The organism is Flavobacterium rakeshii, assembly GCF_009741375.1.
In the GTDB taxonomy this organism is placed as follows: Bacteria; Bacteroidota; Bacteroidia; order Flavobacteriales; family Flavobacteriaceae; genus Flavobacterium; species Flavobacterium rakeshii.
Genome location: NZ_WOWP01000053.1, coordinates 152243 through 174435, shown reverse-complemented (window position 1 = coordinate 174435; position 22193 = coordinate 152243). Strand labels below are relative to the sequence as shown.

Here is a 22193-nt window from a genome sequence, read left to right as displayed (position 1 = left end):
CATGTTGTAATCCTTTTGACTACGCTTTATGCGTGTAATTGCTTTGTCTTTCATAATAAGTCGAATTTGTGTCAACTTATTTCAGGACGAGACAAGGATATAAAAAAAGCCTGCAAAAATTGCAGGCTTTTAATTTTTGGTGGGGAGAGCAGGATTCGAACTTAGTCGCTCAAACCCGCGTCATTCCTGCAAATGCAAATCCAGTAAATAAAATTGCCACGATTTTGCCACAGATTATATATTGGTAGCAAAAGCTAATTATCCGACTATTCAAGAACACTAAATTCTATATATACAAAGGTATAAAATTATACTTTATATAGATATGTATAAAATATTGAAAAAGGTAACTCTATATTTGAAAACTTCGTTTAATTTCCGATGCAGAAATTAGCAAGACTTTAGATTGCTGAATTTCAGTACTGTTAGGTACAATAGAGGTACAACTTCTATCCAAATATCGACAAATATCACAAACAAACCATTTGTTTGATTTTCAAAGACATACCAGCGAAGGGTTGCTGGTTATATCGCAAATATAAAATATTTTTGATTGAAAAGGGCAAATTAGCCAATTTTTGGAGGTGTTTGTACACCTAATGCTAGAATGTTATCAGTTATATGTCATGAGTGATTTTTAGTAAAAAATATAATGATTATCAGTAACATTAAAATGTTTTTGCTATTAATAAAAATTTTTTTTAACATAACTTTAGTATTTTAAAATTTTTATAACTGGCTTAACATTGTATTATTGTAATCACATACCACGCCTAAATTAATCTATTTTTAGTATTAATTTTCTAACGAATAGTTTTATATCATAACTATTACTATCCAGCAAGATGTCTTTTCACATTGTTGAGCATTTTTTTCATTAAGATTTACATGTGGTTTGAATTTAAAAATTGAACAAGCTTGTTTTATATATCTTATCAACCATTTAAATTTAATTTGAAAATTATGAAAAGAATCATTTATTCAACAATCGCGTTTATGTTAATATCAGTTTCATTAAACGCTAGTTCTAACATAGATAAAAACGGAGAAATTAAAACTAGCGAAACAGCAGATCCAATAAGATGTACAGGAACTTTAGTTATTTGGCAAGGTTCAAACCCAGTAGATCTAAAAGTTGTCTTTAATGATGATATTGGTAGTAAAGAAGATTGTGATACTTGGGTTAAAGGTCAATCTGATGAGTTACAAAAAAAATTAGGTGATAGCTATCAGGTTAAGGCTAGCGCCAGTTACGCAGCACCAAAATAATTTAAAAAAAGAAATGGTAATAGGGATGTTATATTCCCTATTACTTTTTTATATCACAATATTTTATGAAATTAACAAGCATTATAATTTTATTAATTAGTACTTCTTTCTGTTTAGCTCAAAAAAAAATAGCTGTAGAAGTAGAATATCAAGAACTCCAGGAAATACCTGACTTGAAAGAGTATACATCATCCTATACTACATTGTATGCAAATAGTAATGTTGCGGTAAATAAAGTGTATGATGATGTTGAATTCTATGATAGGCCTTTGGATAATAAGGACTTTAAAGCATCAGACCCAAATAAAGTTAAAAAGTTTTCAGGGAAATATTTAATGATAAATACCCTAAAAAAACAAATGTTATTTTTTGATTTTATTATGAAAAATAATTTTTTAGTTGAAGATATTTATCATGATTTTAAATGGGATATAAGTAATGAAAATAAAATAATTGAAGGTTATAACTGCATAATGGCAACAACAAAATATAGGGGAAGGAACTGGAAAGTTTGGTTTACACCAGATATACCTTTGCCATTTGGTCCTTGGAAGCTTCACGGACTGCCAGGCCTTATAATTGAAGCTGTTGATGAGAAGCACCAAGTTAGCTATAAGGCTGTAAAAATTATTAATGCAGAAAATGCTCTTTTATCTGAAGATTTTGATAAACTCGTAAAAACCAGAAATAAAAAACCTATTACATACAAGCACTTTTTAGAAATAAGAACAGAAGCTTTTGAAAATTTATCTAAAGAATTAAATAGTGAAAATTCGGGAGCTACATTTGAGGATGTAAAAATACCACGTTCTGGTCCTGAACTAAAATACGAATGGGAAGAATAAGATTACAGCATATTTTTATTATAATTATTTTTTTTTTCCCGCTTTTTGCTTTATCTCAGGCTTATATTGAGGGTAGTATTAGCGATACAACCAACGTGATATTACCTGGTGCTTCTGTTGTTCTCAAGAATACTGATGGTAAAATAATTACTTATGCTACTACAGATGTTAAAGGATATTATATTATAAAAACTGAAGCGGGAAATTATATCCTTGAAGCCAATTATCTTGGGTATAAAAAAAAAAGTTGTGAAGTAGTACTTATTAATGGCAAAAAACAATTACAAAACTTTAAACTGGAGCTAAGTAGTAATGAGCTAAAGGAAATTGTTATAGAACATGAAAAGCCTATAGCATTGCGTGGTGATACATTATCTTTTGACGCTAAAGCATTTAGCAATGGGACAGAAGTGGTGGTTGAAGATCTTCTTAGAAATATTCCAGGTATAACCGTATTGAATGACGGTACGATTAATTACAACAATAGACCTATAGAAAAAGTGATGATAGATGGTGATGATCTTTTCAATAAAGGTTACTCTATTCTTACTAAAAACATGCCTAATAAGCCGCTAGACAAAGTACAGGTATTAAAAAATTATTCTAATAACAGGTTGCTTAAAGGTATAGAAGATAGTGATGGTATTGCACTCAATCTTACATTACAGGACGAATATAAACATTTATGGTTTGGTAATGTTGAAGTAGGTTATGGTAATAAGGACCGGTATATTGCTGAAGCAAATCTTATGCATTTTGCTAAGAAATATAAAACATTTTTAACCACATCATTTAATAATGCTGGTTTAGATAAAGCGGGCAAAGTAGATGCTATGGTTTCAAACAATGTAGACCTTGAAAGTATAGGGCAAGAATATCGTGCTGTTAAAGTAATGAACTTAAATATTGGCTCTTCTCAATTAGGAGAAGACCGTATACGTTTTAATAATGCCGAAACAGCAACATTGAGCACAATTTTTCCACTTAGTGATAAATTAAGATTAAAACTAATTGGTTTTTTGGGATTTGATGAACAATCGTTTTTTCAACAATCAATTTCAGTTACTGATTTTGAAGGGACTTATTTTGAAAATAATGAGATAAATAATTCTTCAAATAAATTACAAAGGAGTTACTTAAATGCATTACTTACGTATGATATTTCAGAAAAGCAAATGCTAAAATCATCTACTACTTTAAATGCAGGGAAAACAAAGTACGTAAACGACTATACTTTTAACAATCGTAGTACTAAAGAAAATCTTGAAACCAGAAATACCTATTTTGATCAAAAAACTACTTATACCTATAAATGGAATGATCGCAATGTAGCATTATTTAAAGCCCATTTTCTTACCGATAGATTACCTCAAAATTATGGTATAAATGATTATTTATTAGGTGACCTCTTTCTTTATGAAAACGTTAACAGTGTAGGAAATGACATAAAAAGTAGCAGAATGTACGGAGGGTTTCAGATAGATTTTAGATCAAAGCAAAAAAATAACGATTTGATTAGTTTTGTTATAGGATATGATCATAATGAAGATAATCTTATGACCCGGTTTAGTTTATTTACAGATACGAGTACTATAAATCCACAGGATTTTCAATCAGATATATTTTATAGGGTCGGCGATTTATATCTTCTTAATGGCTATACTCTAAAATTCAATAATTTTTCAATAAATGGATCAGTAAATGTACATCAGATTTTCAATAAGTTTGAAAATTATTACACGGATAATAAACTTTCAACCACACAAACTCCTTTTATTGTTAATCCTGCAGTTAGTGCTTCATGGCAAGTAGCTCCTAATGATGTGCTTAGTGCTTCTTATAGTCATAACATTAATAACAATAGCCTGTTACAGGTTAATAATTCTTATCTATTTAGATCCTCACATAGTTTTAATAAAGGGTTAGGTTATTTTAATCAATTGGATGAAAGTAACGCCGGTATTGATTATACTACAAAACATTATCTTAATCGTTATCAGTTTTCTGTCGGATTAGATTATTCTAAACAAAACGATGTTATATCTTATAGTAGTCAGCTTGAACAAAATAGTTCTTTATCCAATGCTTTTTTAATGCAGGGAGGGAATAGAATTTCTGCAAAATTTAGTTCGCATTACATTGTGAGAAAATTAAAAGGAACAGTAAGGTTTGGAGGAAATCTTGGAAGGTTATTGTATTATAATCAATTTAATGAGTCTGATTTGAGAAAAAACATCTTATATATTCAAACTTTTACATTAGGTTGGACAAGTAATTTCAAGTCTTCATTCAATTTTCATTTTTCAACACAATGGAATTTTTCACAAGTAAAATCAGATAATATATTTCGTAATACATCTAAGTATAGTTATCTGGATTTAAAATATGTAATAAATGAAAATTTAAATATTAAACTTAAATCTGAGCATTATAATTTTGGAGGACTTGATAGTTACAGCAATTATTTTTTTACTGATCTAAGCGCTCTATATAGTTTTGATAACAAAAATACATCAATAGGATTAGACGGTCGTAATTTGTTTAATACTAATACTTTTACCAGTTATAACATTAGTGATATTGGATATTCAACAAATTCTTATAGGTTATTGCCTAGGTATGTATTGTTAACAGTTAAATTTAGATTCTAACATTTTTCTTTTACCACCTTTTCCGGTTCTGTCGCATTTCCATATATGTCTTACCTTTAGTTTTTAAAATCTTTATTTGATGAATACAAAAGGTCACTGCTATCCAAAATCGAACATTCTTCAGGCAGCATATTTTAAGCTTAGATTTACCCTTTATTTCAGTTAATCCCTTAATGTGATTTAGAAATGTAATAGGACTATTTAGATCGTCAAATTGAGGGTTTATACTATGCTTTTGTTTGACTTATCATTATCTTTGAGTTCCACTTTATCCAAAGAATTAAAGGAGGTACAAATAGGGTACAGTTTTTATCCAAATATCGACAAACATCACAAACAAACCATTTGTTTGATTTTCAAAGATATACCGGCGAAGGGTTGCTGGTTAGACTACAAATATAAAATATTTTTGATTGAAAAAGAGCTAATTTGCTAATTTATGGAGGTGTTTAAAAAACGATAAAATAGGAGGAGGTATAAATCGTTGTGAAGGACTAAATTAATTTAGATGGTCTCCTACTACATTAGTTAGTTTATCTCAAATCAACGCAGTTACTTTTATTCTTGCAAGTTGAGTAAACAGGATTAATGTCGAACTTTTTAATAGAGGATTTGATTTAGAATAAATTTATAATTTATTTTAAATCAAAAAGATTACTGATAAACTTATCTTTTCCCTTTAAAAAATCTTTTGGACTAGTACCGGTAAAAATTTTAATTTCCCTTATAAAATGAGATTGGTCTGCAAAACCGTTTTCATAAGAAAGTTCGGTTAGCTTTACAGCTTTAGTCGCATTGTTTTTTAAGAATTATTCTACGGTTATTTTTTGTTATTCTTTTCATTTTAAGGTACTTTTAAGTTTCAATTGGATATTACGTAGGAATTTCAATCGAAACCGAAAATTGAGACGTATATTAAAATCAGCTTCTTAATGACAAAAATTATATCGAGTGCAAATTGTGGAAACTCACCAAAAATGAATTTCCTAATGGAATTTAATATTGCTTTTGCTAAAGGAAATATTAAATTTTTAATTGAAAAGATAACAGATGACATTGTTTGGAATATTATTGGTCATAGAGAAATTGAGGGTAAAGAACGATTTATAGAAGAATTGAAAAAAATAAGACATGAAGAAGCTGATGAGTTAATTATTGACCATATTTTATCTCATGGAAAAGAAGGTGCCGTTAGTGGGTTAATAAAATTACATAACGTAAAAAAATATGCTTTTTCAGAATTTTATGTATTTCAAAGTGCTAAAGGCGAAAAAATAAAAACGATAACCACTTATTGTATTGAGATTAAACAAATATCAAATGAAAACAATTTTTAATCAAAATACCAGAGAAGAGCTAATAAACCGAATTGAGCAGATCAGTGAAGATCATAAAGCGAAATGGGGAAAAATGAACGTTTTTCAAATGCTTAAACATAATTCCTATTGGAATGGATGGATTCTTGGTACAGAAGCTCATAATTATAAACAAACTTTTATGGGAAAAATATTTGGAAAAATCGCTTTGAAAAGTATGATAAAGAATGAAAAACCTTTTGATAAAAATATTCCAACTTCAGAAGAGTTCAAAGTAAAAGAACTTGAAGGAGATTTTGAGTTTGAAAAGAATAAATGGATTGACTTAATAAATTCATATAAGAATTATGATAACCTAAAATTTGTTCATGATTTCTTTGGGAAGATGACAAAGGAGCAAATTGGTGTTTTAGTTTATAAACACACCGATCATCATTTAAGACAGTTTGGATTATAGAACGATAAGTCATCTGTTTAAGCTAACTAAGAAATCCAATCAAAAAAAAATAGATATAAATGTACAACCAAGCTTTCTTTTGTTGGTGTACTTTTAACTATCCTTAACTGTATTTTAATTTTATTTTGAATAAAATATTAACATTATTGGTTATTATAATAATTTACATCGTGTAGCAGCCATTATCAATTCGGCAGCATTTTTAACCTTGAACTTATAATGAAGATTCCTGCGGTGGGTCTCAATAGTAAGTGGGCTAACATTGAGTTGGTCTCCCATTTCCTGAGTAGTTTTACCTTCTGCAATCAGGTCAAGCACCTGTTGCTCTCTTTTTGTTAACTTAGGTATGCCCTGCAATTCATATCGTGTAGGTTTAGCTATTATTTCGTTGATTTCACTACTAAAGTATATCTCTCCATTTCTGACAGCATTGATAGCTTTTAGTAGCTCCTGTCGGGAAATATTTTTAAGCAGATAACCATTGGCGCCATTGCTTAGCATCTGTAAAATAATGTTACGTTCGGTATGGTTACTTAATGCCAGTATTTTAGCTTCGGGAACCAAAGTTTTTATTTCCCTGCACAAATCAATGCCATTTACATCAGGCAGGTTAATATCAAGTAAAATAATATCCGGGTATTCCTTTTTTAGCAATAAAACGGCTTCTTTACCGGTAGTAAAGGTACCAGTGATATCTATTTCAGGATTCCCGTTTAGAAGGGACTTAAGTCCTTCTATAACAATAGGGTGATCATCAATTATAATGACCGATATTTTCCTATCCAACATAAAGCTCTATATTTATTATTGTCCCTTCGTTTTCACCAGAGTTTATTTCTATGCTTCCGTTCATGGAGCCTACACGGTGCTGAAGGTTTGTTAACCCTAATCCTTTTTTGTTTTCAGGATTTTGAGAGTCAAAACCTTTGCCATTATCTTCAACGGTGATAAAGAAGTTGTTTTCATTTTGACTGCATTGTACCATCACTTCGGTTGCATTACTGTGGCGTAAGGCATTGTTAAGAAGTTCCTGTACAATTCGGTATATAGTAAGCTGGTTGGTGTTTGTAATATTCGTTTCTATATCAAAAGACTGGTAATTTACCTGTAAATCTGATGACTGGTATGATTTACAAAGGTCGTCAAGAGCGCCATCTAGCCCCAGGCGTAATAATGATTCGGGCATAAGATTGTGAGCAATTCTTCTTAATTCAGTAAGGGATTTATCTACGTTTGATATAATACGTTCCATTTCATTTTGAAACGTTAGTGTAAGTCTGGATTCCACTTCAGAGAGGTTCATTCGTACACCGGCCAGAATACCGCCTAGTCCGTCATGTAAGTCGCGAGCCATACGTTTTCGTTCGCTTTCTTCACCCTCAAGCATAGCCTGTGTTGCCATTAACTGTTGTTCCTGTTTTAATTTACCTAACTGGATTTGATAATTACTTTCTTTCTCAATGGCAAGTTTTTTATCCTTTTTATAATAGCTGAAAGAAAATAGTATAATTACAAGGAAAGCTAAACTCACAACAATTAAAATCCAGTTTATAAGTTTATTGTTTTCGGCAGAAAGTTTACTTATTTCGTTTTCAGCTTCTAATTGCGCTATCTTTTTTTCTTTTTGCGAGCTGTCATATTTTTCTTCGAGAGCATTAATGTCATGTCTTAATCGGCTATCGTTTATACTATCGTTAAGTCTGCTATACTCTTTTTGCCAGTGATATGCCTGTCCCATATCACCAAGACCCGCATAGGTTTTAGCAAGCCCGGAATAAGTGTCTATGCGATTACCATAAAAATCCATCACCTCATCATCATTAAGAAACTGTGTGAGCAGTTGTTTGGCTTCTTGATATTTGTGGGCAGCAACAAGGCTTTTAGCTTTTTGAAAATTGATTTCCTGAATCCTGTAATCTTTTAAAGGACCGTTAGCCGACTGTATTCCTTTATCAAAATAAGTAAGGGCTTTGTCGTAAGATTTAAGCTTGTGATAATAAAGGCCCTCTGCCATATAATAAAGAGCATGATGTTCTGAATCGGGATAAGGATCTAATACTGTTTTAAGCTCATCTAATACATTACGTGCTTCAGGGTATCTGTCAAGCATAATGTAGTTTTCGGCAGCTCTTCCATAAGCCGATACCAGGCGTGACTGTTGTGCTGTTTTCCCCTTTAATACATTTATAGCTTTATTAAAATAAGGTATTGCCTTTTCATACTGAGACATATTCATGAATGAAATACCAACGGCGCCATATTCAAACCCCATAGTAGCGGTGTCTTTTGCTTTTTCTGCCAGCGGTATTGCCTTATTCATTAAAATATCTACGTGAGCCCTGTCATCATCATCCCGCTGTTTATGTACTGCAATGTTATTCCAAAGGTTAGAACGGACCTTATAGGCATCGGCAGTTTTTAGTTTGCTTAAAATAGTGTCAGCCTTTAGGTAGGCACTTATACTTTTTTCAATATTGGTATTAAAATAATAAAGTCCTTCAGAATAGTAGGACATTCCGTGAAGGTAAGGGTATTTACGGCTTAATTTTTTTCCCTGTTCTAAGTGCTTTCGTGCCTGCAGGGTATCCTTATATAACCAATAGTTTATTAGTTGAAGGTTTATGGCAGCTTTTACACTGTCGTTTTTTTCTTTTTGTAAAACTATCTGAAGACTATCAGCATAAGCCTTCATATCCAGTGAAGGGGTTTGAGCTTCACCTGTAATAATTATGCCTGTTAAGCAAATAAATGTAAGTATTGACCTAATCATACACGCAAGATAAAAATAAAATCAACGCTTGTTTGTGCAGGCCTTTAAAATACCTGAAAACCAGTAGAAAAAAAGCCTAATTAACTGGTATTGTTGTACTGGTTAACATAAAATAATTTTGAAGTACGAAATCGTTTGATAATCAAACCAGTCAAAAAATGAAATTATTTAATGTAATGACAAAGCCAAAATTTTCGCTTTTTAGTCCAAAAATCTATACTGTCCTTTTAATGGGATGTATAACCTTTATTTCCTGTAATCCTTTGAAAGAGGCTGATAGAAAGGCAGAAAAGAATAAGGTTACCACTTTATATCCTGAAGTTGTTTTTGATTCTCTTCAGGCTAAAAAAGCACTTCAGCTAGGGAATTCAAAAATTAAGGGAGTACTATTTACAAAAGAGAAAAACGGATGGGGTATAAAGCCGGTATTAGGAGAAAAACAATATGCTGCTAATACCATTGTAACACTTTTACCTGTAACAAATTACTTTGATTCATGGTATGAATTGCGAAAGAAAAAAGAAAATAAAAAGACTTTGGTTTATATGAGTAATGAGGCTTTTAGGTACCGACTTGAAACTAAAACCGATGAATATGGCCGATTTACTTTTGAACAGCTTAAGCCAGGTAAATACTTTTTACAGGCAATGTTAAACACATCATTTGCTCATACAGGACAATATTATACCGGACGCAGTGTATATGGCAGTTATGGTGCCGTTGCACACGAATATGAGTATAAAACCTATTACAATAATCAAAGTGAACGCATTGAGAAATTTGTTGAAATAGACCAGGATGGCACTGTAAAGGAAGTGAAACTCAGGTAGTGCGTATAACCAAACTGTATACTAATTATTTAAATATAAAATTACTATGAAAACACAGAAAAACATTTTTAAACCTACTGGCAAAATTTTGATTTTAGCCACTTTGATTTTTAGCTTACTATCAATATCCTGTAGTAATGATGATGATAACGGAGGAAACAATGGTAATAACCAGGGCTACCCTAGAGAAGTAACAATTACTTATAAAGTAACCTCATCTGCTTCACAGGCTGCCGATATTTATTATCTTAATGAAGAAGGAGGTGAAACTCAACTGGGTAATGAACCGTTGCCTTTTACAAAAACAATGACTGTTACAGTAAATCAGTTTGACGGTTTTTTAATTAGTGGTTCTGTAATTGGACTCGATAACACTAATCTCGATATGAGAGCAGAGGTATTAGTGGATGGAGTTAGTAAAGACATTAGTAACTGTAGCTCTAACGAAGGTTATATTTCGTGTTCTGCAACTTATGTTTTTGGTTCTGAAGACTAGTTTTAACATACCTAACTTATTAATTTAAGTATATTTACATGCCCCCATAAATACCAATATGAGTAATAAGACCTAAAACCAATCGACCAATTATTTATATTAAACAGAAATACAAATACTATGAAAAAGCTTGCAATCTCTTTATTCTCATTATTGTTATTATCGGGCTGTAAAGAAAAAAAGGAATCTGCCGAAGAAGTGCCTTCAACGGTTGAAACTAATGTTAGAGATGTTGTTGAAGAAAATCGCGACCCTGTAAACACAGAAGAAAATACCAAAAGTTTTAATATTGAAAATCTCCCTGTGTCTGACAAAGATTTGGGGGATTTTCCTTTTTTCAGTTTTCCTGAAGGTCTTACCTCTACAAACAAACCGGTTCAGAAAAAAATTGATATGCTCTATTTTCCTATAGACGGGGTAATGACACCACTTGAAGGTAAAGTATGGAAAACCTATGTATCTGTAAAAGATAATTCGGAAGAATGGTCACTTCATTATTTTATTAAAAGTTATGAGGATGCCATTTCAAAAGTAGGAGGAGTTAAAATATTTGATGGTGAGATTACTTATGAAGAGTATGAAAGATATCATGATGATGCTGAATATTTAGGGGAAGACGGTTCTATAGGTTATATGGGGCAAAAAATAAAAGTATATGCGATACACCGTGCAGATGGCGGTAATATTTTTATCCAGTTTTGTGGTGATTCGGCTGCTGGTAATCTTAATGTTCTTCAGCAGGAACCTTTTAAACAAACCATATCCATTATAAAATCAGATAAAATATTAAAAGATCTTGAAGAGAAAGGAAAGGTAGTACTGTATGTTAATTTCGATTTGGATAAGGCTACTCTTCAGCCTAACGGAAAACAGGCTGTAGATGAAATAGCCAAAGCACTTAAAGATAATAATCAGTTAAAAATAGATATACAGGGGTATACAGATAATTCTGGAAGTGATGAACATAACCAAAAACTTTCAGAAAACAGGGCTTCAACCGTACTTAATACATTGACTTCTCTCGGTATTGATAAGTCCAGACTTTCTTCAAAAGGATTTGGTTCGCAAAATCCTGTAGCTGATAATAGTACCGAAGAAGGAAGGGCAAAAAACAGAAGAGTAGAACTGATTAAAAAGTAACATTCTTAAAACCAACCAAGCAATGAAAAAATACTTATTTATAATCCTGACATGTGTTGGGCTGATTTCCTGTGCGCAAAATAAAAAGGATAGTGAAGTAAGAAGTGAGGAGACATCTAATGTTGATACAAAAATTAAGGCTAATGAGCCTTTTAAAGAAGGTGTTATAGAGTTAGATATCTATTTTCCCGGAAACGATCTTAGTGAATTGCTAAAAAAAACCGATCCGTCAAAAGGGAATATAAAGCAGCAAATGGAAAAAGCAATAAGTACTGTTGATGCCCAGCAACAGCAACGTATTCAAAGTAGTGTACAAAATAATCCAATTATGGCAATGCAGGTAATACTGGCACCATTGTTACAAAACAGAATATTTGTTAAAGGGGATGATGTTACTGCAAAGTGTGACGGACTAACATATCATTTAGAAAATACACTTAATGCTGCTAATAATTCGGGTAAGATATACGTAGTATCACAATCAAATCCTAAAAATGCTGTAACATTTAATTATGATGATGAATTTTTTGGTAATAGTACTTTACAAACTAAAATAGATAGTGAGCTATATGATAGGGTAGAAACTGAGGAAACAAAAACTATTGCCGGTTATGTTTGCAAAAAAATGATATATACTTTAAAGGGAAATGCTTCTCCTATGAGTATCGTTAAGCTGGATGTTTGGACTTCCAAACAAATGCCCCAGTCTCTTAATTTTATACATCCGTATTACCTTGAAGAGGACTATGGAATAATGAAAATTGATTTATATCCTAAATTAGAGTCAGAGCCGGGTTTGGTGTATGAGTTTAAAAAGGTTACTCCTACAACTGTTGAAAGTGCAGACATGAGTATAAAACAAAGTACTCCTTTATACAATGCTGAAACAGACCTTCAGTCAATAGCAGCTAAACTCATGGGAATTATGTTTGGGGCTGAAAATTAAGCTTATAAAAATCATCAATATGAAAACAAAACTTCTATATATACTAAGTATAACCAATTTACTTTTCTTTTGTTTTTATCTGTTTTCTTTTTCGACTCAAAAAAATCAACCTGATTATTCAGATAAAATACTTAAAGTAAGAGGACTGGTTGTAGTAGATTCACTTGGACTGGAAAGGGTTATTGTAGGGGCTCATATACCGGGCGCACAATCAGTAAAAGGTTACAGGAAAGATACAAGAGGGAATTCAGTATCCGGAGTTATGATTTACGATCATGAAGGGCAGGAGCGTTGAGGTTATGTTACCGATGACGAATATGGAAATGCAATGTTAACTCTGGATTCAAAGGTTAAACAACACTTTTTATTGCTAAGTGAACCTCAGGGAGGAGCTTATATGGCTTTGTGGGATGGTGATAACAGGGTACAGCTTTTTACGGGGCAGGACGAAGGCTTTATTGAACTAATGAAAAATAATAAGTCTGTAAAACTCTATAATGATGAAAAATAGTTTTTTATTTATCAGTTTTTTAATGCTGGTTTCCTGTAATAATAGCTCGAAAACTTTTGAAGATCTTTTTACAGATAAGTTTACAGGTATTAACACTGTTTCTTACACAGATGTGACTTACGCTGGGGTTAAGGATACGGTTTTGGTTACGACTTACAGTGGCAGGGTGGCTTTTCGTTATAAAAATAATAGTGAAGAAAAAGTACTGGCACAATTGAATGATGAAATATATGTAGTAAAATATACCCCTGTAGAAAAACATGTTGCTTTAAGTACTATGGAACTCGGAGTTGTAGTAATAGATGCCACAAATGCTAAAGAACTATATAAACTTCCTTTGCAAAACACATGGTCTTTAAGTATGGGATATTCTGAAGATTTTAATTATCTGTTTGCAAACGATCAAAAGGGGAATCGTTTTTTATGGTCGGTTAAAGATAATTATGAATCAAAAACTCTTCCTGAAAATCTCCCAAAAGGTTTTATAGTTGGTATGGATAATAACATTATTAAAATTAAAGGTACAGGTAAAATTATATACTGGGATATTATTAATAACAGTTTAGTAAAAGAGATACCTGTCTTTGAAGGAAGTTTTGAAGATATGGATGAAAAAGGTAATATTCTTACCATTAACAGGGATACATTTACTTTGTTTAATACCAAAAAAGATTCAGTAGAGTATAGTCACCAACATCCGGGATGGTTAAGACCCAAAGAAGATTTTAATGAAAAAGATTTTCATGAATTTAAAGAGGCTGGTATAGTAGAGGAAAACGGATATTATGATATTCCGGGTTTTCATCTTCCACTTACTTGTGCAAGGTTCGGTAAGAAAAATATTTATACTTCGGGAGCAGATCGTTCAATAAGAATATGGGATAAGGATACAGGGAAACTTATAGATGCTTTAACAGGACATAAGGCAACTGTTAATCAGGTTGACGTATGTGGAGATAAAACCCAATTGGTATCTGTAGATCTTAAAGGAGGAATACGATTTTGGGATATTCAATAAACTTACAAATGTTTCCGGTTAATTTTTTTAATAAAAAATGATGAGATATTTATTTTCAGTCCTTTTCTTTTTTGGAACTTATACAATGTTATATGCACAGCAATTGACAGAAAAAGAAAATGGATATTTTATTCAGGATAGTGTTTTAATTCCCACGAGAAGCGGGATTGATATATCGGCTATTGTTGTTAGAAAAAAGGATAGCAATAGACCATTACCTGTAGTTTTATTTTACACCACTTATAACCAGGGAGTAAACGATGCTTTTTTTGGAAAAAAATCAGCAGATAAAGGATATGTAGGGATTGTGGCTTATGCCCGTGGTATTAGAACCGACTTAAAAAACTATGCTCCTTATGAAAACGAAACAACAGATATTTATGGTATTATTGACTGGATAAGTAAACAATCATGGTGTAATGGTAAAGTAGGGATGTATGGAGGGAGCTATACCGGGTATTCCCAATGGGCAGCAGTTAAAAATATTCATCCAGCATTAAAAACAATTGTGCCACAGGTAGCGGTAATGCCGGGCTATGATACTCCTATGGAAAACAATGTACAAATGAATTTGGGTTTGTACTGGTCCCATAACAATATTTATAATAAAGAGCCTTTAAGCAGGGGGCTTCCTTTTGAATGGTTTGAAAAAGGTATAGCTTTTAAAGATATGGATAGCCTGGCGGGCTATAGAAACCCTATTTTTCAAAAATGGCTATCTCATCCTGACTATGATGGCTATTGGCAATCAATGATTCCTTCACCTCAGGAGTATGCTGAAATCGATATCCCTATCCTTACAACTACCGGTTATTATGATGGTTCTCAAATAGGAGCCATACAGTACTTTAAGCAGCATACAAAGTATAATAAAAATGCGAATCATTACCTTGTAATTGGTCCTTATGATCATTGGGGAGCACAACGTAAACCTTCTAAAAGCTTAATGGGCTATGAAATTGATCCTGTGGCTAATATTGATATGATGAATTTAGCCTACCAGTGGTTGGATTATGTTTTAAAGAACAAGCCAAAACCAAAATTACTGAAAGATAAAGTCAATTTTGAAGTAATGGGAGAAAATCAATGGCGGCATGTTTCTACTTTACAAAGTATGAATAACGATACCCTTACACTTTATTTAGATAATAATTTACTTGTTACTAATAAACCTAACAAAGTGGGGGTTCTAAACCAAACGTTAGATTTTAAAGACAGAAAAAATCAAAACAACTATTATACGCCCGAAATTATTTTTGAAACTTTAGATGTCAGCAATGGATTGTTTTTTACTTCAAAAGTTTTTGAGGAAAATTTCTCAATAAATGGATCATTTACAGGGGAGTTATTTGCTGCCATTAATAAAAAAGATATGGATATATCGTTAGCGTTGTATGAACAGATGCCAGATGGTAAATACTTTTTTCTTACCCGCTATATTGGCAGAGCCAGCTATGCTAACAATAATACTTACAGAGAACTTTTAAAACCCTATACTAAGACGGGCATTCCATTTGATAATACCCGGTTTGTTAGTAAAAAAATAAGTAAAGGGAGTAGGCTTGTTATACTACTTAATATCAATAAACATCCGTTTGAAATTATAAATTATGGTTCTGGTAAATCTGTTGCAGAGGAAACAATAAATGATGCAAATACACCTCTGCAAATTAAATGGTATAATGATAGTTATTTAAAAATACCAATTATGAAAAAGTAATTGATGAGAGTATTGCCAGTAAAAAAACTAATTTACAGATTGTTTTCATAAGCATAGGAGATAAGTTCTTTAAGAGAATTTAGTTTTAGTTTTTTTAAAATATTCTTTCTGTGTGTGTCAACCGTAAACTGACTGATATTAAGTTCTTCTGCAGTTGCTTTTGAGGTAAATCCTTTTTTAATATATAGAATAATTTCCCGTTCACGTTTACTGAGCAGAAAGGCATATGATCCTCCCTCCAAATCAACTTTTGTCTCGGAGTTTATCGGTTTTACAAAAATATCTCTTCCTTCCATAACTTCCCGTATTGATTTTTTAACCAGTGCAGCATCAGTAGTTTTAGGTATATAGCCATTAGCACCAGAGTTTTTCCCTTCATTAACCACATTTATAGATTCGAACATGGAAATCAGTATAACTTTTATTTGAGGCATTGTTTTTTTTAGATCACAACAAAGCTCAAGCCCGTTAGTACCCCCCATTTGTATGTCAAGCATTATTAAATCTGGCTTATGGTTATTGAGCATATGGTAAAGCTCGGTACTGTTATTACAAATACCAATCACTTCAAAATCATCCTCGTCTGCTAAAATGCGCACCATACCATCGGCAAATAGTTGATGGTCATCTACTATGATTACTTTATAGTTCTCTTTCATATTATTGATTTTTAATTCAAAGGAATTGTGACAATAGTTGTAGTTCCTTTAGTTCCGCTTGATATATGTATTTCTCCATTCCACCTTTTAGCCCGGGCATGTATATTATTGATACCCATTCCATTACTTTTCAGCTTAGGATCAAATCCTTTACCGTTATCTTCCATCATAATTTGTACTTGTGATGAATCTGAAAATAACTGTAATGTAGCCTCAGAGGCTTGAGAATGTTTTAGCACGTTAGATAATAATTCAAAACAAATTCGTATTATAGGTAATTTTAAAGCATCGGGTACTATATCTTCTTCACCTGTTGCTATAAACACAAATTGTATTGTACCAATGTTATTGAGTTCATCTATTTTATCCTGAAGGATGTCAAATAATCCCTGTTGTGGCAGTGTCAACTTATTAAAAAAGTACCTCAAATCATTATTAGCCTTTGTTATCATTTTAACTAAGGTTTTGTCGTTAAGGTAGCTATTTGTTATAATTAGTTTTATTGCACTTATAGTAGTACCTAAATCATCGTGAAGGTCGCGGGCAATTTGTTCCCGTTCCTGCTCTTGTATTTCAATTTCCCTTGTAAGAGTTAGTTCATCCTGTAAAGCTTTTTCCTGTAAAAGCGTATAATGATTTTGAACGGTTTTTTTGTAACGCCATGCTAAGATGCAGCCTATACCTATAAACTCTATGCATACTATGCAATAAAAGTAATTAGGATAGGTTACTTTGTAATAGCTTAGTATTCCCGCATAGTTTAAAAAATAACCTGCCGGATTAAAATAAAGAAGAACAAAAGCCAAAATGATTCCGGGTACTATTAATTTCTTGCGATGCATTGTTAGAATAATCATAACTGCAGTTAAGAGAATAACAATGAATATAGATATAATTCCTATATACCACATTAACGGATAGAACCATTGTCCATGATTCAGTTTTTCCATATTGATAAAGTAGTAAACCGAATATACTATACCATAGATAAGGAATATATTATTAAGCCGGGTTAAAAACTTAATCAGTTTTCCTTTGGTATTTTCAGGTTTGATGATGTAAAGTATAATATGATAGTGAATAGCCAAAGCTATTATAGCTATAGGTAATGAATGTAGCCTTTTTAAAATATAAAAGAGAAACGGATTAGAAATAGTAGGAACCATTAATTCTTCCATCAGCGTCATAACAATGATTAAGAGCAGATAAACTCCATATTTTAAAAAGTTTTTTTCACGAAGTATAACACTGATAAAAAAACTGATACTACTAATAAGTAAAAAGCATCCTATAAAAAAGCCGATAGACCAGTAAAAGTTTGTTTCCCAAAATAAATTATTCTCCGGAGTAGTGAAGTCGGTTATGGCATTTTGAGTATGCCTGTAGTTTTCAATTTTAACTAATAATTCTTTGTACTCATAACCTTTTAGTGTTATTTCAGTGGTAGAAAACCGGGTTTTTATTTTTCGTTTTGAGAGTTGTAATCCATAAGCCACGGTATCTGTACTTATCCAACCATCAACAGATTTTTGATAAAATGTTATAGTATCGGCATGGGTATAAAAGCTCCACCAGTAATTTTTTAAATCAGGCTCTGTACTTTTAACATTAAGATGCAGCCACAACGGATGCGGGTTTAAGCCAAGATTAAGGGTTGTTTCAGGGTTCCAGTGCTTAAACTCATTGTTTTTTAATGCTGTCTCAGCATTAGTTATATCAGGAGTTTTTGTACTGTCAATCCAAAATGTGAGGTATTTGGAAAGATGTTCAGAGTTAGGCCCATTAACAAACAGGGTGTCAGAATAAATAGCTTTATCCTGAGCCATAATGGGAGTAAGGTAACCTGAAAAGCCCCATAAAACGCTTAGTAATAAGAAAAGAAACTGTTTCCTCATTTATTTTTAATAAGTGTAAACAAATATGCCTTAATATATTCAAAATAAAAATACCTAAAACTTGGTATTGTTATGTGTATACTGTTCGGGTTATTTTTGATTAGGCAGAAATTAAAATCTTGTGTATAGAGAGCTAATTATTAAGAATATAAATTTTGAATAGTATGAGAACATTAACTATTGTATTGCTATTCATATTAAGTAGTATTACGGTCAATTCACAAATTGTAAATGGCGGATCAGGGCAGGGACTGGTAAGTCTTGTACCTGATAACGGTTTTGAATTTAAAAGCGGATTTAAAAATATAAACCCTGAAGCAAATCTTGGTTTCTGGCGGTTAAGAATATTACCTGAAAGATTATCTACGGGGCTACAGGAAGTCAAGGTAGCTTTTGAATTTTCAATTGATAAGCCCATTAAGATTAGAGGATATAACTCAAGCGGAGGTGAAATACTATATAATCCTTCTGATTTTCAGGTTGTATTCAATGGGAGCATGGATTTTATAATTGAAGGACAGTATACAGACCCTATTACAGGAAAACAATACACTTTTAAAAACAAGAAATATGTTTCCCAATTAGGAAACAGTACTATTAACGGGGGACTTTTTACTTATGGCCCCGAAATAGTAACTGCTATAGGGAAATTGAAGATTACTCAGGAGGCCGATCCTCTTGCAGCCTTTTTGAGTAAGTTTAAAGTTCAGGTTACTTCTATACAGGCAGTATCCAGGAATTTTAGAGGTTTTAAGGAGTTAGATAATAAAATTGGCAAGCTGCTTGAAACAGGAAAAAGAGAAGCCGAGAATAAAGCACAGGCTGATTCGTATTTACGTCAGGGGCATGTACAGTATGGGATAGCAGATTATAAAGGTGCAAAAGAGTTGTATCAAAAAGCTTATGCCTTAAATAAAGATCCAAAGACTTTGGCTCTGGTTGAAGATACCGGCAAAGTTATTCTTAACAAAGCTGAGCAGGAACGATTGCAAAAGGAAACCGCAGAGAAACAGACCACACAAAATAATGTTTCTAAAACCTCACCCAAAGCATCAGTTACACAAACAACAACAAAATCTAATACTACAGCTTCTACTTCTTCATCCAATAAAAATACAGCTTCAAAAAACACTTCAAGTTCCAATAACACTCCCAATTCCAACAGAAAGCAAGAAAGTACCAAAACTTATGAGCAGATGCTATATGAAAGAGAGGTTTATCAGCGTCAGCAAAAAGAGAAGCTGCAACAGGCTACTAACCCCGGCGGATATTATATGGAAAAAAGTGGCGTGAATGCTTATTTTGATGCTCAAAATGAGCGTATTAAAAAAGAGTATGCAGAAAAAGAATCCCGTGAGGAACGGGAATGGCAGGCGCGCAAACACAGGGAAGAAGCAGAAGAGCGTAGATTACAGAAGGAAAATGAGGAGCGTAGACGTAAAGAGGAAGTTTTTAACAATAAAATGAAAAGTCTCAATTTATTTTTAAAGGAGCACGGTCATTATTCCGGAGCCAGTCTTCCCAATTCATCTACTAATGTCACTAGTGATAAACTATATTATTTTGCCTATTATACTGATCATGGAAGCCATACCCGTATAGAAGATGCAAAACTTCAAATCACCAACGTATTTGTTATAGGGCGTTACCCCGATGGTTCCTGGCCTTTACAAAACGCTATAAAAAGTGAATTAAATAACCTTATAAATCCTTATTGTGTATATAGAGGTTACTACACTTTTGAACAGGAGGCTATTACTGAAAGAAATGCTTTTGTTATAAAGTTTAAAACAGAAGGTGTTCCAATATCCGAGAAATACTATGCCGGTAAAAATACTGATGTGACTTCCCAAAATACTGATACAAAAGTAGATTATTGGGGTAATCCGGTAAAAAAAACAACTAGCCCTACGCCTGTAAAAAAACAAAGTACACCTGCAAAAAAGCAAAAACTGGATTATTGGGGCAACCCGGTTAAAAACAAATAAATACTAAGCTATGAATAAAATAGTCATTATTATCTGTTTACTCTGTACCCTTTGTACAGTAAGTGTTAAAGCCCAAAATACTTTAGCTAAACTGGAATATGAAGAAGCAGAACAATGTTATTTAAAAGGAGATTATGCAAATGCAGTAACAAAACTTCAGGTATTAGAAGATAAGGGATTTAAAAACCCCAAAGTGCTTCATTTGAGAATTATGGCAAGAAGCTGTTTTGTTTTAGGTATATCCCGAATAGATTATATACTGTCTGGTTTTTTAATGTTGGAAAAATTAAATAGTGAATGTGATTTTTATTTAAATAATTATGATATTGAAGGGCTTGAAGATAAGTATAAAGAAGTTTTTACTATTAAAAAAGAACTGGCTAAATTTCCGCAAACACAAGCGGCATGGGATGCCAGAGTTGCAGAAATAAAATCGGCAGAAAAATCTAAAAAGAATAAAATAATTCAGGAATTCCTTAACAGTTTTGTTTTGGTGGAAAAAGGCAGCTTTTATAAAAATGCAAAATCACATGGACTGGTATACCGTAAAAACGGATATAAGGATACTACTAATTATCGCCCTGTAAAAACTACTGTTGCTAATAATTTTTATATATCAAAAGGTGTTATAACCAATGAGTTATACTGGGCATTATACCAAACTCCCGTTTTTTCCTATGTCACGGTATCGCCGGAGTATAGAAATAAGGAGGACAATGATCCCATGTTCGGGCACCCTGTATTAGGCACATTAACTAAAAACATGGAGCCGGCTTATCCTGGTGATTTGAATGTAAATTACCTCAAGATGAAAGCATTTATAGAAAAAATCAATGCAGTAACAGGAAAAAGTTTTCGTTTACCAAGTGACGATGAGTGGGAATATGCTATGCGTGGTGGGCAAAAACAACGGCTGGTGGAAACAAAATATGTTATAGGAGGAAATAAGCGAAAGGGATTTAAATACCGCTATGTATATACTTATAAAGACAGGGTTCAGTTTGCTGAACCAAACGAACTGGGTATGGTTTTTTATAAGTTAAGCAGCCCTAGTGATAAGGGAGTATCCCAGTCAGAAATGACAGCAGATAAGGTTTATAACGGTTGTCCGCCCTCATCGCAATCAATAGTAGGTCGTGGTATGGCACATGGACGTACCTATCTTATAGAAGAGTTATGGAGGTACACACCTAAAGAAGGAGGGTATAACCCCGAGAAGGATAGTAAAGAATTTCGTTTGGTGATGGATATTGATATGAGGAGTATGTTAGGGAATAATTCTGAAACCGAATCAATACCTGATAGTGATGGATATATACATACTAAAACGGGCTTAAAATACAGAGTGACAAAAAAAGTCAATTTTGGAGATAACGTTAAGGAAAACAGTACATATGCTATACATTATACATGCAAACTGAGTGATGGTAAAGTTATTGATGATTCCTATAAGGGAGAGCCACCCCTGTTTACAATAACCAAAGGAAGCCTGATTCCGGGTTTTTACGAAGGGGTTAAATTATTAAAGCCAGGTGAAAAGGGAACTTTTGTTATCCCTCCTGATTTGGCTTATGGTGCAAAAGGTAATAGTGTTATACCACCGGATGAAACTCTCGTTTTTGAAATAGAAGTGCTTTCTCTTGTAAAATGAAATGTAAGTACCTTTTACTATTAAACAAAAC

Annotated in this window: 19 protein-coding genes and 1 pseudogene; 15 read left to right on the top strand and 5 right to left on the bottom strand. The window is 32.6% G+C overall.

What is annotated here, in order from left to right:
• The first annotated feature begins 963 nt into the window (after window positions 1-963).
• The 3 genes from GN157_RS13480 (at window position 964) to GN157_RS13470 (ending at window position 4765) form a co-directional block, all read left to right on the top strand.
• Window positions 964-1269, top strand: a complete 306-nt coding sequence (locus GN157_RS13480; RefSeq protein ID WP_157484039.1) for a hypothetical protein — start codon at window positions 964-966, stop codon at window positions 1267-1269.
• Between the two features lie 65 nt (window positions 1270-1334).
• Entirely contained in the window at window positions 1335-2114 is a 780-nt protein-coding gene (locus GN157_RS13475) for a GLPGLI family protein (RefSeq protein ID WP_157484038.1), read from the top strand.
• Window positions 2102-4765: a TonB-dependent receptor gene (locus GN157_RS13470; RefSeq protein WP_157484037.1), complete on the top strand. Its 2664-nt coding sequence runs from the start codon at window positions 2102-2104 to the stop codon at window positions 4763-4765. Before GN157_RS13475 ends, GN157_RS13470 begins: the two co-directional genes overlap by 13 nt.
• A gap of 635 nt (window positions 4766-5400) precedes the next feature.
• Here GN157_RS13470 and GN157_RS18090 read toward each other — a convergent pair.
• Window positions 5401-5559 (bottom strand): annotated as a pseudogene (locus GN157_RS18090) (helix-turn-helix domain-containing protein); the annotation flags it as partial.
• A gap of 138 nt (window positions 5560-5697) precedes the next feature.
• On the opposite strand from GN157_RS18090, the gene GN157_RS13465 reads away from it, so the two are divergent.
• Together GN157_RS13465 and GN157_RS13460 are read left to right on the top strand one after the other, a co-directional pair.
• A complete protein-coding gene (locus tag GN157_RS13465) occupies window positions 5698-6102 on the top strand; it encodes a nuclear transport factor 2-like protein (RefSeq protein ID WP_157484036.1) in 405 nt (134 codons plus the stop codon).
• Complete coding sequence (locus GN157_RS13460; protein WP_157484035.1) at window positions 6086-6538, top strand: DUF1569 domain-containing protein; 453 nt, start codon at window positions 6086-6088, stop codon at window positions 6536-6538. The genes GN157_RS13465 and GN157_RS13460 overlap by 17 nt, the downstream gene beginning before the upstream one ends.
• Before the next feature lie 153 nt (window positions 6539-6691).
• On the opposite strand, the gene GN157_RS13455 is transcribed toward GN157_RS13460, so the two are convergent.
• Entirely contained in the window at window positions 6692-7327 is a 636-nt protein-coding gene (locus tag GN157_RS13455; protein ID WP_157484034.1) for a response regulator, read from the bottom strand.
• On the bottom strand, window positions 7317-9308 hold the full coding sequence (locus GN157_RS13450; protein ID WP_157484033.1) for a tetratricopeptide repeat-containing sensor histidine kinase: 1992 nt from the start codon (window positions 9306-9308) through the stop codon (window positions 7317-7319). Before GN157_RS13450 ends, GN157_RS13455 begins: the two co-directional genes overlap by 11 nt.
• A 158-nt stretch (window positions 9309-9466) precedes the next feature.
• Between GN157_RS13450 and GN157_RS13445 the strand changes: the two genes are divergently transcribed.
• From GN157_RS13445 to GN157_RS13415, 8 genes are all read left to right on the top strand, one after another.
• Window positions 9467-10138 (top strand): carboxypeptidase-like regulatory domain-containing protein, encoded by a 672-nt coding sequence (locus GN157_RS13445; protein WP_157484032.1) that lies wholly within the window; start codon window positions 9467-9469, stop codon window positions 10136-10138.
• Window positions 10139-10184: 46 nt separating this feature from the next.
• Entirely contained in the window at window positions 10185-10634 is a 450-nt protein-coding gene (locus tag GN157_RS13440) for an MmpS family transport accessory protein (protein ID WP_197429459.1), read from the top strand.
• 120 nt (window positions 10635-10754) lie between these two features.
• A complete protein-coding gene (locus GN157_RS13435) occupies window positions 10755-11774 on the top strand; it encodes an OmpA family protein (RefSeq protein ID WP_157484030.1) in 1020 nt (339 codons plus the stop codon).
• Between the two features lie 22 nt (window positions 11775-11796).
• Window positions 11797-12720, top strand: coding sequence for a hypothetical protein (locus GN157_RS13430; RefSeq protein WP_157484029.1), 924 nt, complete (start codon window positions 11797-11799; stop codon window positions 12718-12720).
• A gap of 19 nt (window positions 12721-12739) precedes the next feature.
• Window positions 12740-13015 (top strand): hypothetical protein, encoded by a 276-nt coding sequence (locus tag GN157_RS17970; RefSeq protein WP_231749143.1) that lies wholly within the window; start codon window positions 12740-12742, stop codon window positions 13013-13015.
• 33 nt (window positions 13016-13048) lie between these two features.
• On the top strand, window positions 13049-13231 hold the full coding sequence (locus GN157_RS17965) for a hypothetical protein (protein ID WP_231749142.1): 183 nt from the start codon (window positions 13049-13051) through the stop codon (window positions 13229-13231).
• Window positions 13218-14249 (top strand): WD40 repeat domain-containing protein, encoded by a 1032-nt coding sequence (locus GN157_RS13420; RefSeq protein ID WP_157484028.1) that lies wholly within the window; start codon window positions 13218-13220, stop codon window positions 14247-14249. Before GN157_RS17965 ends, GN157_RS13420 begins: the two co-directional genes overlap by 14 nt.
• Window positions 14250-14286: 37 nt before the next feature.
• Entirely contained in the window at window positions 14287-15969 is a 1683-nt protein-coding gene (locus tag GN157_RS13415; protein WP_231749141.1) for a CocE/NonD family hydrolase, read from the top strand.
• 32 nt (window positions 15970-16001) lie between these two features.
• Here GN157_RS13415 and GN157_RS13410 read toward each other — a convergent pair whose 3' ends face one another.
• Together GN157_RS13410 and GN157_RS13405 are read right to left on the bottom strand one after the other, a co-directional pair.
• Entirely contained in the window at window positions 16002-16628 is a 627-nt protein-coding gene (locus tag GN157_RS13410; protein ID WP_157484027.1) for a response regulator transcription factor, read from the bottom strand.
• An 11-nt stretch (window positions 16629-16639) separates the two neighbouring features.
• Entirely contained in the window at window positions 16640-18523 is a 1884-nt protein-coding gene (locus GN157_RS13405) for a sensor histidine kinase (protein WP_157484026.1), read from the bottom strand.
• Window positions 18524-18687: 164 nt separating this feature from the next.
• Between GN157_RS13405 and GN157_RS13400 the strand changes: the two genes are divergently transcribed.
• Both GN157_RS13400 and GN157_RS13395 read left to right on the top strand, forming a co-directional pair.
• A complete protein-coding gene (locus tag GN157_RS13400) occupies window positions 18688-20511 on the top strand; it encodes a hypothetical protein (RefSeq protein WP_157484025.1) in 1824 nt (607 codons plus the stop codon).
• Between the two features lie 10 nt (window positions 20512-20521).
• Window positions 20522-22162 carry an FKBP-type peptidyl-prolyl cis-trans isomerase gene (locus tag GN157_RS13395; protein WP_157484024.1) on the top strand — a complete coding sequence of 547 codons (1641 nt, stop codon included), beginning with the start codon at window positions 20522-20524 and terminating at the stop codon, window positions 22160-22162.
• Window positions 22163-22193: the final 31 nt, after the last annotated feature.

Excerpts from the sequence above, each read along its gene's own strand:
- GN157_RS13400 (WP_157484025.1), top strand. The coding sequence starts at position 18,688 with ATGAGAACATTAACTATTGTATTGCTATTCATATTAAGTAGTATTACG.
- GN157_RS13415 (WP_231749141.1), top strand. The coding sequence starts at position 14,287 with ATGATGAGATATTTATTTTCAGTCCTTTTCTTTTTTGGAACTTATACA.
- GN157_RS13470 (WP_157484037.1), top strand. The coding sequence starts at position 2,102 with ATGGGAAGAATAAGATTACAGCATATTTTTATTATAATTATTTTTTTT.
- GN157_RS13420 (WP_157484028.1), top strand. The coding sequence starts at position 13,218 with ATGATGAAAAATAGTTTTTTATTTATCAGTTTTTTAATGCTGGTTTCC.
- GN157_RS13455 (WP_157484034.1), bottom strand. The coding sequence starts at position 7,327 with ATGTTGGATAGGAAAATATCGGTCATTATAATTGATGATCACCCTATT.
- GN157_RS13445 (WP_157484032.1), top strand. The coding sequence starts at position 9,467 with ATGAAATTATTTAATGTAATGACAAAGCCAAAATTTTCGCTTTTTAGT.
- GN157_RS13405 (WP_157484026.1), bottom strand. The coding sequence starts at position 18,523 with ATGAGGAAACAGTTTCTTTTCTTATTACTAAGCGTTTTATGGGGCTTT.
- GN157_RS13430 (WP_157484029.1), top strand. The coding sequence starts at position 11,797 with ATGAAAAAATACTTATTTATAATCCTGACATGTGTTGGGCTGATTTCC.
- GN157_RS13435 (WP_157484030.1), top strand. The coding sequence starts at position 10,755 with ATGAAAAAGCTTGCAATCTCTTTATTCTCATTATTGTTATTATCGGGC.
- GN157_RS13480 (WP_157484039.1), top strand. The coding sequence starts at position 964 with ATGAAAAGAATCATTTATTCAACAATCGCGTTTATGTTAATATCAGTT.
- GN157_RS13450 (WP_157484033.1), bottom strand. The coding sequence starts at position 9,308 with ATGATTAGGTCAATACTTACATTTATTTGCTTAACAGGCATAATTATT.
- GN157_RS13440 (WP_197429459.1), top strand. The coding sequence starts at position 10,185 with ATGAAAACACAGAAAAACATTTTTAAACCTACTGGCAAAATTTTGATT.
- GN157_RS17970 (WP_231749143.1), top strand. The coding sequence starts at position 12,740 with ATGAAAACAAAACTTCTATATATACTAAGTATAACCAATTTACTTTTC.
- GN157_RS17965 (WP_231749142.1), top strand. The coding sequence starts at position 13,049 with ATGTTAACTCTGGATTCAAAGGTTAAACAACACTTTTTATTGCTAAGT.
- GN157_RS13460 (WP_157484035.1), top strand. The coding sequence starts at position 6,086 with ATGAAAACAATTTTTAATCAAAATACCAGAGAAGAGCTAATAAACCGA.
- GN157_RS13475 (WP_157484038.1), top strand. The coding sequence starts at position 1,335 with ATGAAATTAACAAGCATTATAATTTTATTAATTAGTACTTCTTTCTGT.
- GN157_RS13465 (WP_157484036.1), top strand. The coding sequence starts at position 5,698 with ATGACAAAAATTATATCGAGTGCAAATTGTGGAAACTCACCAAAAATG.
- GN157_RS13410 (WP_157484027.1), bottom strand. The coding sequence starts at position 16,628 with ATGAAAGAGAACTATAAAGTAATCATAGTAGATGACCATCAACTATTT.
- GN157_RS13395 (WP_157484024.1), top strand. The coding sequence starts at position 20,522 with ATGAATAAAATAGTCATTATTATCTGTTTACTCTGTACCCTTTGTACA.